Annotated in this window: 10 protein-coding genes; 8 read left to right on the forward strand and 2 right to left on the reverse strand. The window is 60.8% G+C overall.

Features of this window, described 5'->3' with window-relative positions; translation table 11 throughout:
- Nucleotides 1-264 precede the first annotated feature (264 nt).
- From ABQX22_RS11035 to ABQX22_RS11060, 6 genes are all read left to right on the forward strand, one after another.
- On the forward strand, nt 265-2,022 hold the full coding sequence (locus tag ABQX22_RS11035; RefSeq protein WP_349799359.1) for a carbamoyltransferase family protein: 1,758 nt from the start codon (nt 265-267) through the stop codon (nt 2,020-2,022).
- Nucleotides 2,006-3,136, forward strand: a complete 1,131-nt coding sequence (locus ABQX22_RS11040) for a glycosyltransferase (protein WP_349799360.1) — start codon at nt 2,006-2,008, stop codon at nt 3,134-3,136. The genes ABQX22_RS11035 and ABQX22_RS11040 overlap by 17 nt, the downstream gene beginning before the upstream one ends.
- Nucleotides 3,136-4,032 (forward strand): antimicrobial resistance protein Mig-14, encoded by an 897-nt coding sequence (locus tag ABQX22_RS11045; protein WP_349799362.1) that lies wholly within the window; start codon nt 3,136-3,138, stop codon nt 4,030-4,032. The genes ABQX22_RS11040 and ABQX22_RS11045 overlap by 1 nt, the downstream gene beginning before the upstream one ends.
- A complete protein-coding gene (locus ABQX22_RS11050; protein ID WP_349799364.1) occupies nt 4,002-5,453 on the forward strand; it encodes a PIG-L family deacetylase in 1,452 nt (483 codons plus the stop codon). The genes ABQX22_RS11045 and ABQX22_RS11050 overlap by 31 nt, the downstream gene beginning before the upstream one ends.
- Nucleotides 5,454-5,517: 64 nt before the next feature.
- A complete protein-coding gene (locus ABQX22_RS11055; protein ID WP_349799366.1) occupies nt 5,518-6,474 on the forward strand; it encodes a glycosyltransferase family protein in 957 nt (318 codons plus the stop codon).
- A 229-nt stretch (nt 6,475-6,703) separates the two neighbouring features.
- Nucleotides 6,704-7,807: a glycosyltransferase gene (locus ABQX22_RS11060; RefSeq protein ID WP_349799368.1), complete on the forward strand. Its 1,104-nt coding sequence runs from the start codon at nt 6,704-6,706 to the stop codon at nt 7,805-7,807.
- Between the two features lie 11 nt (nt 7,808-7,818).
- On the opposite strand, the gene ABQX22_RS11065 is transcribed toward ABQX22_RS11060, so the two are convergent.
- Nucleotides 7,819-8,478 (reverse strand): toluene tolerance protein, encoded by a 660-nt coding sequence (locus tag ABQX22_RS11065; RefSeq protein WP_349799370.1) that lies wholly within the window; start codon nt 8,476-8,478, stop codon nt 7,819-7,821.
- A 56-nt stretch (nt 8,479-8,534) separates the two neighbouring features.
- Here ABQX22_RS11065 and msbA point away from each other — a divergent pair, with 56 nt between their 5' ends.
- Both msbA and hldE read left to right on the forward strand, forming a co-directional pair.
- Nucleotides 8,535-11,537 (forward strand): lipid A export permease/ATP-binding protein MsbA, encoded by a 3,003-nt coding sequence (gene msbA / locus ABQX22_RS11070; RefSeq protein ID WP_349799372.1) that lies wholly within the window; start codon nt 8,535-8,537, stop codon nt 11,535-11,537.
- Between the two features lie 215 nt (nt 11,538-11,752).
- Nucleotides 11,753-13,174, forward strand: a complete 1,422-nt coding sequence (hldE, locus tag ABQX22_RS11075) for a bifunctional D-glycero-beta-D-manno-heptose-7-phosphate kinase/D-glycero-beta-D-manno-heptose 1-phosphate adenylyltransferase HldE (protein WP_349799374.1) — start codon at nt 11,753-11,755, stop codon at nt 13,172-13,174.
- A 111-nt stretch (nt 13,175-13,285) separates the two neighbouring features.
- Here hldE and ABQX22_RS11080 read toward each other — a convergent pair whose 3' ends face one another.
- A complete protein-coding gene (locus ABQX22_RS11080; protein ID WP_349799376.1) occupies nt 13,286-14,251 on the reverse strand; it encodes a hypothetical protein in 966 nt (321 codons plus the stop codon).
- Nucleotides 14,252-14,277: the final 26 nt, after the last annotated feature.

Here is a 14,277-nt window from a genome sequence, read left to right on the forward strand (position 1 = left end):
AGATCGCGGGCAAACCTCGCTCCTACGCCTTCGGCAGAAGCAGGGTTCTGAGCGTCTGTAACTGTTTTGATTCTGGCCGCAGGCCGTAGGAGCGCAGCTTGCTCGCGATGGGTTGCGCAGCAGCCCTGAAACCATTTCCGGCCGACAACATCCAGACGCATTACGCTATAATCCCGCCCTTTAGCTGCCCGCCGCCCCGGCGCGAGGCACATTTTTTTCTCAGGCGCACGCCGCCTGCATGCAGACTAAAGAGGCTAGACCCTAGTGGCATTGACGATCCTTGGCCTGTCCGGCGCCCTTAGCCATGATCCTTCCGCGGCCCTGTACATCGACGGCAAACTGGTCGCCGCCGCCGAAGAAGAGCGTTTCGTTCGCGACAAACACGCAAAGAACCGCATGCCCTACGAGTCGGCGAAGTTCTGTCTTGAGCAGGCTGGCATCAAGCCATCGGACGTTGACGTGGTCGCCATTCCTTTCGCGCCGATCAGCCTGTTCGGTGAAGCCCGCTGGAAATACGCCAAGCGTTACTGGTACGCCCCGGACCGTGCGCTCGACGCCATCCTGATGGGCAACCGTCGCTACAAGCGCTATCGCAACAAGATCGTCTGGTGCCTCGAGCAACTGGGCTTCGATCCGAAGAAAATCAAGATCGAACCGGTCGAGCATCACCTGGCTCACGCCTCCAGCGCCTATCACTGCTCCGGCTTCACGGAAAAAACCGCGATCCTGGGCATCGATGGCAAAGGCGAATACGCCACCACGTTCTTCGGCTACGGGGAGAACGGCAAGATCCACAAAATCAAAGAATTCTTCGACCCCGATTCCCTCGGTGGCCTGTATGGCGCGATCACTGAGTTTCTCGGTTTCGAGATGCTCGATGGCGAGTTCAAAGTCATGGGCATGGCGCCTTACGGTGATGCCAGCAAGTATGATTTCTCGCGCCTGGCGACCTTTGAAAACGGCGAGCTGGTGATCAACACCGAGTACGCCAATGTCATCGGCATGCGACGCTACAAAGAGAAGGGCAAAGGCTTCTACTTCTCGCCCAAGCTGATCGAGTGGCTGGGCCCCAAGCGCGAAGGCGATATCGCTGACGAGCCATACATTCATTACGCCGCCAGCATGCAAGCGCTGTTCGAAAAGCTGGCGCTGCAGATGATGGATTACTACCTGGGCGACATCCTCAAGGAAACCGGCAAGATTGCGTTCGCCGGTGGCTGTGCGCTGAACGTCAAGCTGAACCAGAAAATCATCGCGCGCCCTGAAGTCAAAGAACTGTTCGTGCAACCTGCCTCCGGTGACGCCGGGACAGCCGTGGGTGCAGCGGCCTACGTGTCTCACGCCCGTGGCGTGCCGGTCGAGAAGATGGAGCACGTCTACCTCGGCCCTTCGTACAGCAACGAAGACGTGATCGCCGCTTGCGCCCGCCACCCGAGCAAACCGGCATGGCGCCAGATCGAAAATACCCCGGAGCACATCGCCAAAATCATGGTCGAGGGCAACCCGGTGGCCTGGTTCCAGGGCCGTATGGAGTTCGGTCCGCGCGCCTTGGGCGGGCGCTCGATCATTGGTTGCCCGAGCATTCCCGGCGTGGCCGATCGCATCAATCATCAGATCAAGTTCCGCGAGCGCTGGAGGCCTTTCTGCCCGTCGATGCTCGACACCGTCGCGCCGCAGATGATCAAGATCGATCACCCGGCGCCGTTCATGACCTTTACGTTCGAAGTGGCTGAAGAGTGGAAAACCCGCGTGCCGGAAGTCGTCCATGAAGACGGCACATCCCGTGCCCAGGTGCTCAAGCGCGAGTACAACCCGCGCTACTACGACATGATGAAGGCCCTCGAAGTGCTGACCGGTAACGGCGTGTCGCTGAACACTTCGCTTAACCGTCGAGGCGAGCCGATGATCTGCTCGCCCACCGATGCGCTGAACATGTTTTTCGGCTCGGACCTGCAGTACCTGATCATGGAAGACATCCTGGTCATCAAAGACGGCGCGGAAACTTATGACACGCTCGGCTGAGCGCCACGTGTTGCAGTTCTGTCACGGTTATGACGGGCCGTTTCTGGACTGCGCCCGTCAATACGCCAGTCTGTTCGCGGGCAAGGGCTATCGCGTGACCACGGTGTTCCTGACCGGCGCCGCCGATGCCGAAGTGGCTGGTAAATGTGCGTCCGATGAAGTGCTGTTCATGGAATACAGCTCCAAGGCCATTCGTGGCCTAAAGCTGGGCGCGATCCTTGAACTGCGCAAAATCGCGGCGTCACGGGACTTCACGTTCTGCATCGCCCACCGCTTCAAACCGGTCTACATCGCGTTACTGGCCACCCGCCTGCCGGTGATTGGCGTGCACCATGCGTTCGGTGACTATCAGCGTCGCAGCCGCAAGCTGTTCGCGCACCTGGCCCGCTGGCGCCTGAGCCTGCTGGGCGTCTCCGATGCGGTGCGCGACGACATGCGCAAGAGCCTGCCGAAATGGCCCACCGGCCGCATCCAGACGTTGTACAACCGCATCGACGTCGAGCCGTTGCAAGCCAGTTTGCTGTCCCGTGAAGAGGCCCGCGAAGAGCTCGGGCTTTCGCAGGAGGCCTGGATCGTCGGCAACGTGGGCCGCCTGCACCCGGACAAGGATCAGGCGACCCTGCTGCGCGGCTTCGCCCAGGCCTTGCCGAATCTGCCCGAGAACAGCCAGTTGGTGATCCTCGGCAAAGGGCGACTGGAACAGGACCTCAAAGAGTTGGCCATGGAACTGGGGATCGGCGCGCAGGTGCTGTTGCCGGGCCAGATTGCGCAGGCGAGTCGTTACTTCAAGGCCTTTGATGTGTTCGCGCTCAGCTCGGACCACGAACCGTTTGGCATGGTCCTGCTGGAAGCGATGGCCGCCGGCGTGCCGCTGGTGGCAACTGCCTGTGGCGGTGCGAAGGAAGTGGTCGAAGGCGTCGGCGTCCTGTTTCCGCTGGGCGATGAAGCCCGGCTGGCGCAAGGCCTTGTGCACCTCTCCAGTCTTGACGCAGAGCAGCGCCAGGCGTGCGCGGACCTCATGTTGCAGCGCCTGAACGAGCGGTTCTCCGACGCGGCGGTGCGTGACGTGTTCTGGCGCTTGCCGCAGGTGACCGATCTGACTGCGGAGTCTTGATGCTCAATCGATTTCAAAGCGTCCGTGAACGTGGCTGGGCCCAGGTGGACGCGCAGGCGTACGAGCAGGCCTGGCAGCGTTATGGCGGCAGCGTGGCCACCCATCCGCTGGTGGTAGAGCGGTTGGCCGCGTTCGCCGAGATTCCCGTGCGCTATCTGGCGTGGGAGCAGGGCGGTGACGTCAAGGCCGCGATTGCCACGTGGGGCCGGTCGCTGGCGTTGTCCAAGGATGTGCTCAAAAGCCACGGCAAAAAAGGCCTGTTCGATCTGGGTAACGCGGAGTTGATCCTGCCGGTCGCGGCGGATGCTCACGTGCCGGTCCGCCATCGCGGTCGTTACCTGTCGGCGCTCAATGAGGGCCGCGTGCCTACGTTCCTGCCGCAGGCGGAATCGCTGGCCATGGCCCGCACGCCCGAAGAACTGTCGAAAAAATTTCGCTACAACCAGCGGCGCGAGTTGCGCCTGCTGCAAGAGGCGGGCGGCGTGGTGCGTCCGGTCAGCGACTTCAGCAGTGCCGAGCTGGCCGCCATTTACTGCGATCTCTTCCAGCGGCGCTGGGGTTTCCCGGCCACCGGTGCGCAGCGAATGGCAGAAGTCGTCGAGCTGTTGCGCGACCTGCTGATCGGCTCGGTGATCTTCCTCAATGACGCCGCCATTGCCGTCCAACTGGTGTACCGCGTCGAGGCGCCGGAGTGGATCAGCGTCGAATACATCAACGGCGGCGTGGACCCGCAAACCCGGGATTTCAGCCCCGGCAGTGTCTTGAGCTTCCTCAATACCCAAAGCGCCTGGGAGCATGCCCGGGCCTTGAACAAACCCCTGCGGTTCTCCTTCGGTCGCGCCGACCGGGAGTACAAGGACCGTTGGTGCAACCCCGTTCCGGTGTTTCAGATTTGAGCCGCAAGCAAGCGTTGCTCAAGCGCCATCGCCGCAACAAGCGAATGGTGCTGCTGGTCGGCCTTGCGCTGCTGATCGTCATCGGCGTGCTGGGGGTGTGGTGGTTGCCCTTGTTGCTGGCCGTGCTGGCCTGGGTCGCGCACGAAGCCTGGTTTTCGGATCATCTCTTCTATTCCCCGTCCGACGACTACCAATACCGCTTCCCTGCCGACAACGAAGTCAGCGGCGTCCGGCTGGACGGGGAAACCCTGCGCCTGGCCACGCCGTTGTCGCTGACAGGGTCCGAGACGCTGGTGCTGTCGCTGCCGATCAAAAGCACCTGGCTCGGGCGCTTTCTCGACCCTGAGATCGAGCTTGTGGGTCAGGCGCTTCACGACCGACAGGCGTTCGAACGCGGGGTGGACGGTTTGCGCTACCTGAACCTCACCGGCCTGGGCGACTCCCTGGCGGCGGGCACGCTGCGGATACGGGGCCGGTTTTGCCGCGTGAGCGGACAGCCCCGACTGTGGTCGTTCAGCCATGCCGATGCCCGCCGTCAGCGGATGATGATCATCGCCCCTCACGCGGACGATGCCGAGCTGGCCGCATTTGGCTTGTACAGCGGCGCGGAAGAAAGCTGGATTGTCACCCTCACCGCCGGCGAGATTGAAGCCGAGCATTATCAGCAGATGGGCATGAGCCCGGCGCAAGCGGCGCGGGTCAAAGGCCGTTTGCGCGCCTGGGACAGCGTTGTCGTCCCGCGATGGGGCGGCGTACCGGAATCCCGTTGCGTGCAGTTAGGCTATTTCTGTCTTCAGTTGCCCGCCATGCAGGCGGCGCCGGACCAGCCCATCGCTTCCCGCGAGGCGGACCTGGACGATATACGTCTGTTCCGCCAGTTCAACCCGATGCCTTTGCCGGGGGATGTCGATGGCGCGCCCACCTGGAACAACCTGATTGCCGATCTGCGCGCATTGTTGCTTCAAGCACGGCCGCAAGTGCTGGTCATGCCGCACCCGATCATCGATCCACACCCTGACCACATCTGTTCTCAGGCGGCAGTCATCGAAGCGCTGCAAGGGTTGGCCTGGCAGCCGACCGTCATTCTGGGTTACGCCAATCATTTGCACGACAACGATCGCTGGCCGATGGGTAACGCTTACAGTGGTATCGCTTTGCCGCCAGTCTTCGAGCAGACTGCCGAGTGGGTGCCGTATTGCATTGAATTGTCAGCGGTTGTGCAGCGAGACAAAGCCATGGCTTTGGGTATGATGCACGACCTGCAGCCCGCGCCGCCGCTGAAACGTCGCGTGCGGCGATGGCTGCAACAGCTGCTTGCGGGTCGACGCTGGCCGGCAGAGGGCGAGAACGAATTTTTCAGGAAGTCGGTGCGTCGACATGAGTTGTTCTGGCGCCAGACGGTTGAAACGAAGACAGATTGAGCGAGCCTTCAGACGTCGCTGCCCTGCAGTGCGGGGATAAACACCGGTGGTGCCAAGGAAACCGATGAAAGTTCTATTCCTGGTCCAGAAAGAGCAACGTGCCATTCTGGACCGTCTGTATGAAGGCGTGGCCGCACACTGCGAATGTGATTTGCGCTGGCTGACGTCCGAGCAACAGCGAAACCTGCGCGGCTATTTCCGTCGTGAAGTCGATGTGACGCGCTACGACCGCATTGTCTTTTTCCTGCGATTCAAGCAGGAAGTGCGTCAGGCGAGTTTCATTCGCACGATCCCCCATCTGGTGATCCTCGAACACGACGCCTATCAGAACTATATCCCTTGCAAGTACACCGGAAAATTCAGCGCTCACTACCGCAAGTTGCCTTGGGTCCGGGTAATCAGTTCCGGCTTCATGGTCAGCGAACGCCTGCGGGAAGAGGGGGTCGACGCTGTGTTCGTGCCCAAGGGCTACGATCAAGGCCTGCTGGCAGACCAGGGGCGTGAGCGCGACATCGAGCTGGCGTTTGTCGGCAGCACCAACAGCGTGGCCTACAGCGGCCGCAAGCAGATGCTGGATGAATTGGGGCGCGTCGAGACCCTGGTCGTCACGCGCACCAAGTCAGGCGAAGAATATTGCGACACCCTTAACCGCATCCGTTTTTTTGTGAGTGCTGACGTCGGTATGGGCGAGTACATGATCAAGAATTTCGAGGCGATGGCGTGTGGCTGTGTGCTGTTGACCTTCGACCAGGGAGCCGCCGAGAACCGCGCTCTGGGCCTGGAGGACATGCGCAACGTAGTGCTTTACAGCGATATTCCCCAGTTGCAGGAAAAACTGGCGATCCTGCGCAGTGACCCTGTGTTGGCTTCGCGTATTGCCGTGGAGGGTCGAAATCTGGCAACGTCGCATTTCGCTTTCGCGGCGATTGGCGAGCGCATCGTGCAGGCGCTCAAACCCGCACTGCGCGAACGTGCTTCCTTGAGTTGGTTTGAACGGCTGCGTGCTGTAGTGGGCCTTTGATGGAACAAGATATTTGCCGGACTGTGGAACGAAGCGGCGTGGCAGATTACGAATGGAATACAAGGACACCGCCCAACCAGGGTGATGGTCTACAGACAGCGCCGGAATCAGACCCGTACGTGGCCCGATTCCGGTTTTACGCTTCTCTTCCGGGGTGCGCATTGGCTTTACCATTGATAGACCCTGCCCACATGAATGTCGTGACGCTAACGTCAAGGCACGGCGCCCGATGAGCATCGTTAATGTGATGTGGTCAAGTGGCGCGCCGTTTTCCTCGGTTCACAAGGTCCATCAGCAAATTCTGTCGCAGCTCGACCCCGCCACTGACGTCAAGACCTGGTTTCTGCAAGGTGAAGCCAGCGACTGCGCCGAACCCGTTCCGCAGGTGCGCGAGTGGAGCCTGTCCTCGCGGTTGCTCAAGGAACGGCATGTCTGGCGGCTGCTCAAGCCCGTGCTGCAATTTCGCATGCGCAAAGCGCTGATCGAGAGCAAAGCCACGGTGGTGCTGCTCGACGGGCTGGGCGTGGCCAGGGTATTGCTGCCAATCCTCAAGGACATGCCTGACATCCGCGCAGTCGTGGTGTTTCACGGCGCCACCAAGATGCGCGATCATCACCGGCTGATGTTCCAGCAGTTCCCCGCCCAGCGTCTGACGCTGGCGGCGGTGTCGCAAACCCTGGCGTCCTCGCTGCACAAAACCCTGCAAATCCCGGTGATCGGCCTGCGCAGTGCGCTTGAGCCCGAGTCGTTCTGCCTGCGCCTGCTGGCCCGAAAACAGGCCCGGCGGGTGCTGGATCTGCCGTCGGAAAACATGCGCATCCTCGGCGCCGTCGGGCGTCTGGTCACGGACAAGGGTTTTGATTACCTGCTCGACGCGTTTTCCCAGTCACTGGTGCGCCACCCCGATCTCAATCTGGTGATCATCGGTGAAGGGCCGGACCGAGCGGTGCTGGAGCGCAAGATCAAGCAGCTCAAGCTGGGCGGCAAAGTCTTTCTGCCCGGGCACAAACCGGGTCTGGCGAAGCTGTACCGAGGGTTCGACTGGGTGGTGATTCCGTCTCGTGAGGAAGGCCTGGGTCTGGTGCTGCAAGAAGCCGTGATCGCTGGTGTGCCGGTGCTGGTCAGCGATCTGGATGTCTTTCGCGAACAGTTGGGTGACGCAGGGCATTACGTGCCTGTTGCCGATGTTCCTGCGTGGGTCGCAGCGATCGAGCAATTCACGGCCCGGCAAGGTGATGATGTCTCGGCGTCCCAGCATCGAGCGCTGGCACCGGAAAAGGCATGGGAGCAATTTCGTCAGGACTCTCGGGCGCTGCTGACCTCTCATCCCTGAGAGGTCTTGCTTCAGGACGCCAGCACGCCCTTTTCAAGGTCCTGCAGCGGAAACTCCTGACCCAGGTTTTCCCGCTCGATATACCGCGCAAAATGCTGAACGTTGCGCTTCTTGAGGCGCTCTGAGAGGGGCGCCTTGAAAAAGCGCATGTCAGCGACGTCGATCAGCCCCATCTGCTGCTCTGGCGTCACGACGATGTTGCCCAAGTGCAGCGAGCGGAAGTAAATACCCGAACGATGCAGGCTGCGGATCAATTCGATCAGCGCGGGGAGCGCCTGTGCCCACGTGAAACCGGGCTTGGCAGCGATCTGACGCAGGGTTTCACCCGGCAGCGGGCGGTACAGCACAGCCGTCATCCCTTGCTGCTCAAGCGTGTAAAAATCCGTGACTTTCAACGTGGGTACGCCGAGCTTGTGCAGTTGAACCGCGTTGTCGATAAAGCGTTTGGAATAGGGGCGCAGCAAGGCGGATGAAAACCAGCGCTTGCGACGAAATAGTTTAAGGATTTTGCCGTCCTTCAGCATGTACACTTTCGCGCCATAGCTGTCGGCCTCCAACACGTTGGCGCCGACGATCATTTGATTTAAAGCGGCCTTTGAGAGCCGAAAACATTGCATCAGTAGAAAGCCTTGTGAAAAGTTACGAGCCGTTTGACGGGCAATGATGCCCAAAAGTTAACGCTTTCACCATGCCGGGCAAGACTGGTCCTACATTTTAGGGAGACAGGATGTACTCGAAACGCTGGGCACAGGTCCTGCTATCTGCAGGATTGTTGTGGTTCTTGCTCGCCATTGCTTTTGCTCCGGCCAACAAAATCTACCAGCAGGGCCTTGTCGCGCTGCTCTGGGTGCCTTGCATCGGGCTGGCCTGGTCGGCACGGGCGCGTCTGGGGGAGGCATGGCGCGGACAGCGGTTGTTATTTTCGCTGCTCCTGCTGCTGGCGGCATGGTCAATGATGACGCTGTTCTGGAGCGGCACTGCCGAGCCGGACCGTGAATTCAAGCGCCTGTTGTACATTGCGTTTTTCGTCCTGTTTTTCCCGATCCTTGCCGATGCCCGACCTGACCGGGTCATGCGCCTGATGCAATGGGCTGGCATCGGCCTGGGCATTGCGGCAGTGGTGTCTATCGTCAAGTTCTACGGCCTCCAGCACAACGGCTGGAGTACGCGGCTTCAAGGTCTCGGCGAGCTGAGCCACCCGATTCTGGGCGCCTATGTCATTGGCGTCTCGATGATCTGGACGCTGCTCTGGCCGCCTCGATCGCGCGGCCTCCAGATAGTCTGGGCCCTGGTGCTGCTGGCCGGTACGGCGTTCATATTGATGTCGCAAAGCCGGGGCGCAGTGCTCGCGTTGTTCTTCACGGTCGTGGCGCTGCCGATCTGGTGGCGGCACCGGCGCGGGTTCTACCTGTCTGCCGCAGCGGTGGTGGTCGCACTCGTTGGCTTCATGCTGATGGAGTCGACGATGATGGCGCGAGGTTCGTCCTTCCGCCCTGAAATATTCACCGCCGCCATGAAGATGATCGAACTGCACCCTCTGACCGGACTGGGTCTGGGCTCGCCCTACAAGGTGGCCGTCCCGGGCGTTATGATCTTCGATCACTCGCACAATCTGTTCACCCATATCGCCATCGAGCTGGGCCTTCCCGGCATGCTGCTCTGGGCGGCCATCTGGCTGACGGTCCTCTGGCAGGCATGGCGCGTCAGGGAGACTGACTTTGGTCGCGGCGTCATCGGCATCTGGCTGTTCTCGACCCTGGCCATGCAGTTCGATGCCGCCAGCCTGACCGGCTCGCCCCGCGCTGAATGGTTCATCAGCTGGTTGCCGATCGGCCTGGCCAGCCTGCTGATGTGGGCGCGGGGGGAAGTGGCCCCCGCTGTGATAAAATCCCGCGCTCCACTCAGTCCAGCGAGCTTAACGATGAGCGATACACCGTCCATTAGCGGACAAAGCTCCAGCATGAGCATCTATTTTCGACTGCTGAACTACGTGAAACCCTACGTGGGCATCTTCATTCTCAGCATCGTCGGCTTCGTGATTTTCGCCTCCACCCAGCCAATGCTGGCCGGCATTCTCAAGTACTTCGTCGACGGCTTGAGCAACCCCGAAGCCGTTCTCTTCCCCAATGTGCCTTATCTGCGCGATCTGCAGCTGCTGCAGGCCGTTCCGCTACTGATTATCCTGATCGCGGCGTGGCAGGGGCTGGGTTCCTATCTGGGCAATTACTTTCTGGCGAAAGTCTCCCTCGGCCTGGTTCACGATCTGCGCGTCGAGCTGTTCAACAAGCTGTTGGTCCTGCCCAACCGCTATTTCGATACCCACAGTTCAGGCCATCTGATTTCACGCATCACCTTCAACGTGACCATGGTCACGGGCGCGGCCACCGATGCCATCAAGGTGGTTATCCGTGAAGGCCTGACCGTCGTGTTCCTGTTCATGTACCTGCTGTGGATGAACTGGCAGCTGACCCTGGTCATGCTTGCGATCCTGCCGCTGATCGCCGTGATGGTGGGCAGCGCGAGCAAGAAATTCCGCAAGCAGAGCAAGAAAATCCAGGTGGCGATGGGTGATGTGACGCATGTCGCGTCCGAGACCATTCAGGGCTATCGGGTCGTGCGCAGCTTCGGTGGGGAAACCTACGAGGAGGAGCGGTTCGCGAAGGCCAGTACTCATAACACCGACAAACAGCTGCAGATGACCAAGACTGGCGCGGTCTACACGCCGATGTTGCAGTTGGTGATCTACACGGCCATGGCCGCGCTGATGTTTCTGGTCCTGTACCTGCGCGGCGATTCGACTGCAGGCGATCTGGTGGCGTACATCACCGCTGCGGGCCTGTTGCCCAAGCCGATTCGTCAGTTGTCTGAAGTGAGCTCCACCATCCAGAAGGGTGTGGCGGGCGCGGAAAGTATCTTCGAACAACTGGATGTGGAACCTGAGCTGGACCAGGGCACCGTCGAGCGCGACCGCGTCTCCGGCAATCTTGAAGTGCGCAACCTGAGCTTTACCTATCCGGGCACTGATCGGCAGGTGCTGAACGACATCAGTTTCTCGGCAGCGCCGGGTCAGATGGTCGCGCTGGTCGGGCGCTCTGGCAGCGGCAAGTCGACGCTGGCGAACCTGATACCGCGCTTCTACCACCACGAGACCGGGAACATCCTGCTCGATGGCGTCGATATCGAAGAGTACCGCCTTCGCAACCTGCGTAAGCACATCGCCCAGGTCAATCAAAACGTCACGCTGTTCAACGATAGCGTCGCCAACAACATTGCCTACGGCGATCTGGCGGGTGCGCCCCGTGAAGACATCGTGGCCGCTGCCGCCGATGCCTATGCCAGGGAGTTCATCGAGCAGCTACCCGAAGGGTTCGACACGCAGGTCGGCGAGAACGGGGTGCTGCTGTCAGGCGGGCAACGTCAGCGTCTGGCCATTGCGCGGGCGCTGCTGAAAAACGCCCCGCTGCTGATCCTGGACGAAGCCACCTCGGCGCTGGACACCGAGTCGGAGCGTCATATTCAAGCGGCGCTGGACCAGGTCATGAAGGGCCGTACTACGCTGGTCATTGCGCACCGCCTGTCCACCATCGAGCGTGCCGACCTGATTCTGGTCATGGACCAGGGCCGCATCGTCGAGCGCGGCACACACGGCGAGCTGCTGGCGCAAAACGGCTACTACTCGCGTCTTCACGCCATGGGCCTGGACGAGCCGGCGCCCGTCGGCGCCATCTGACGATTGAGCATGTAAATCTGTAGGAGCGAATTCATTCGCGAGGCAGTCAGACCGATGATAAAACCCTGTCGGATCCCGCTCCCTCTTCGCGAATCAATTTGCCCCTGCAGATGATGCCCCCTCACTGAAAAGCATCGACTTTCCCTCAGTACCTCAAGCGTTCCAAACCCTGTGCTAAGATTCCGCCCCTGTTCATTCTAGTTACGGGTTGTTCGATGAAGTTGTCCATGCCGCGTTTCGATCAGGCACCAGTTTTGGTGGTGGGCGATGTCATGCTCGACCGCTATTGGCATGGCGGTACCTCACGCATTTCGCCGGAGGCCCCGGTGCCGGTGGTCAAGGTCGACCAGATCGAAGACCGTCCAGGCGGCGCTGCCAACGTGGCGCTCAACATTGCTGCCCTCGGCGCCAAGGCCTCCCTGGTCGGCGTGACGGGTGAAGACGAAGCCGCCGAGAGCCTCAGCAACAGCCTCAAGGCTGCGGGTGTCACGGCACGCTTCCAGCGCGTTGCGCACCAGCCGACCATCGTCAAATTGCGCGTCATGAGCCGCCACCAACAACTGCTGCGTATCGATTTCGAAGAGCCGTTCGCCACTGACGCCGTTGCCCTTAGCCAAGAGGTCAACGCGTTGCTCGATGGCGTCAAAGTGCTGGTGCTCTCCGATTACGGCAAAGGCGCACTGAAAAACCATCAGGTGCTGATCAAGTCAGCCCGTGACCGCGGCATCCCCGTCCTGGCCGACCCGAAAGGGAAAGATTTCGCCATATACCGTGGCGCTACGGTTATCACGCCAAACCTCAGTGAATTTGAAGCCATTGTCGGCCATTGCGTCGATGAGGCGGAGTTGGTGGCCAAAGGCGCTGAGCTGATGCGTTCGCTGGACCTCGGTGCCTTGCTGGTGACGCGTGGCGAACACGGTATGACCCTGTTGCGCCCCGATCAGCCGGCACTGCATTTGCCAGCCCGCGCCCGTGAAGTGTTCGACGTTACCGGCGCTGGCGATACGGTGATTTCGACCTTGGCTGCCGCGCTGGCCGCAGGTGAAGAATTACCGCACGCGGTGGCATTGGCCAACCTCGCTGCGGGCATCGTGGTCGGAAAGCTGGGCACCGCGGCGATCAGCGCACCTGAGTTGCGCCGTGCCATCCAGCGCGCTGAGGGCTCTGAACGTGGCGTCCTGACGCTGGATCAACTGCTGCTGGCCATCGACGATGCCCGCGCGCACAACGAAAGAATCGTGTTCACCAACGGCTGTTTCGACATCCTCCACGCCGGCCACGTGACCTATCTGGAACAGGCCCGTGCCCAGGGTGATCGTCTGATCGTAGCGGTCAATGACGACGCGTCCGTCAGCCGTCTCAAAGGCCCGGGACGTCCAATCAACAGCGTGGATCGCCGCATGGCTGTACTGGCCGGTCTGGGCGCGGTGGACTGGGTGATCAGCTTTGCGGAAGGCACGCCTGAGAACCTGCTGAGCCACGTCAAACCTGATGTGCTGGTCAAAGGTGGCGATTACGGTATCGATCAGGTGGTCGGGGCCAGCATCGTTCAGGCGTACGGCGGCGAGGTCAAAGTGCTGGGTTTGGTCGCCAACAGCTCGACCACTGCCATCGTCGAGAAAATACGCGGGCAGTGAGCCGTCAAACGCTGTAGGAGCCAACGTGTCGGCGAAGCGGCTGACGAGGTGTGTCAGCCAGGATGCCTCGCGAACAGGTTCGCTCTTACAGGGAACGGGCGGTCGCAGGTTTCAGGATTTATGCAACGTCTTGCGCGCCATGCGCAGCAACTGCTTGGCTCCCACCTTCAATCGGCGCTTGATACCCGGTTTCTTCTTCGGGGTCATGCCTTGCTGCGCAAGCCAGTCCTTCCAGCGAATCCGCTCGTCATGCACCACCCAGCCCTCTTGCGCGGCGAAGCTTTCGGCCAGGTAAAGCCCGCGCGTGCTGGCGGGCGTCAGCTTGTCGCGCTTGAGCGTGTACAGCTCCGGCAGCGGTGAGCCATTTTCCAGCGGCATCAGGTACAAATCGGGTTTGCTGCGATTGAGGCGTGCCACTAGTTCGTCGTTCTCCAGGCTTTCATCGACGTGGAACAGGCTCAGTGGCCGCGCCTCTTTCGGCACCTCAAGGCGCATGTCGTAGATCAGCTGCAGTGACGCCGTGGGCAGATGCACGTAAGCACGCGGGCGCTCGATCAGGGTCATTCCGCCGCACCGCACCGGCAGCGCGGCCCCCGACAGCGGTGACAGGCGAAAGGGCAGGGCCTCGCGGTAGTGAAGGGCAGCGGCGTAGGGCGCAGGCAGCCATATGTCATTGAACCGCCCGCTCAGCCAGCCTTCGGGAGTTTCGATCAGGCATTCTTCCGCGACTTCCTTGATGGCCGTGTGCAGCGGCAAATTGAGCTCATGGGCCGGGACGTAACCGGAAATCAGCTTAAGCACTACATCGCCACGGTCCTGGCGACGCTGACGCACCAGAATCCAATAATCACGGTTCTGCCAGTTCAGGGTCAGACGCACCGACACGCCCAGATTCGCAAGTTCGGTGGTGAACCGCTCAGGGTCTTGCACTTCGATCTTGCGACGACGTTGCAGGGTCTGGGAAAAATTGAGCGGCATGCCGATGCTCTGGTAACTCAGGCTTTCAGCAGTGGCTTCGACGAGCAGGGGCAGGGTTTTGAAGTTACTGGGGTTCTTTCGAATCAGCGTTCGCGGCATATCGGCTCCTTCTTGCGTTGGGGTCG

The sequence above is a fragment of the Xanthomonas sp. WHRI 1810A genome (assembly GCF_040202885.1).
GTDB lineage: Bacteria > Pseudomonadota > Gammaproteobacteria > Pseudomonadales > Pseudomonadaceae > Aquipseudomonas.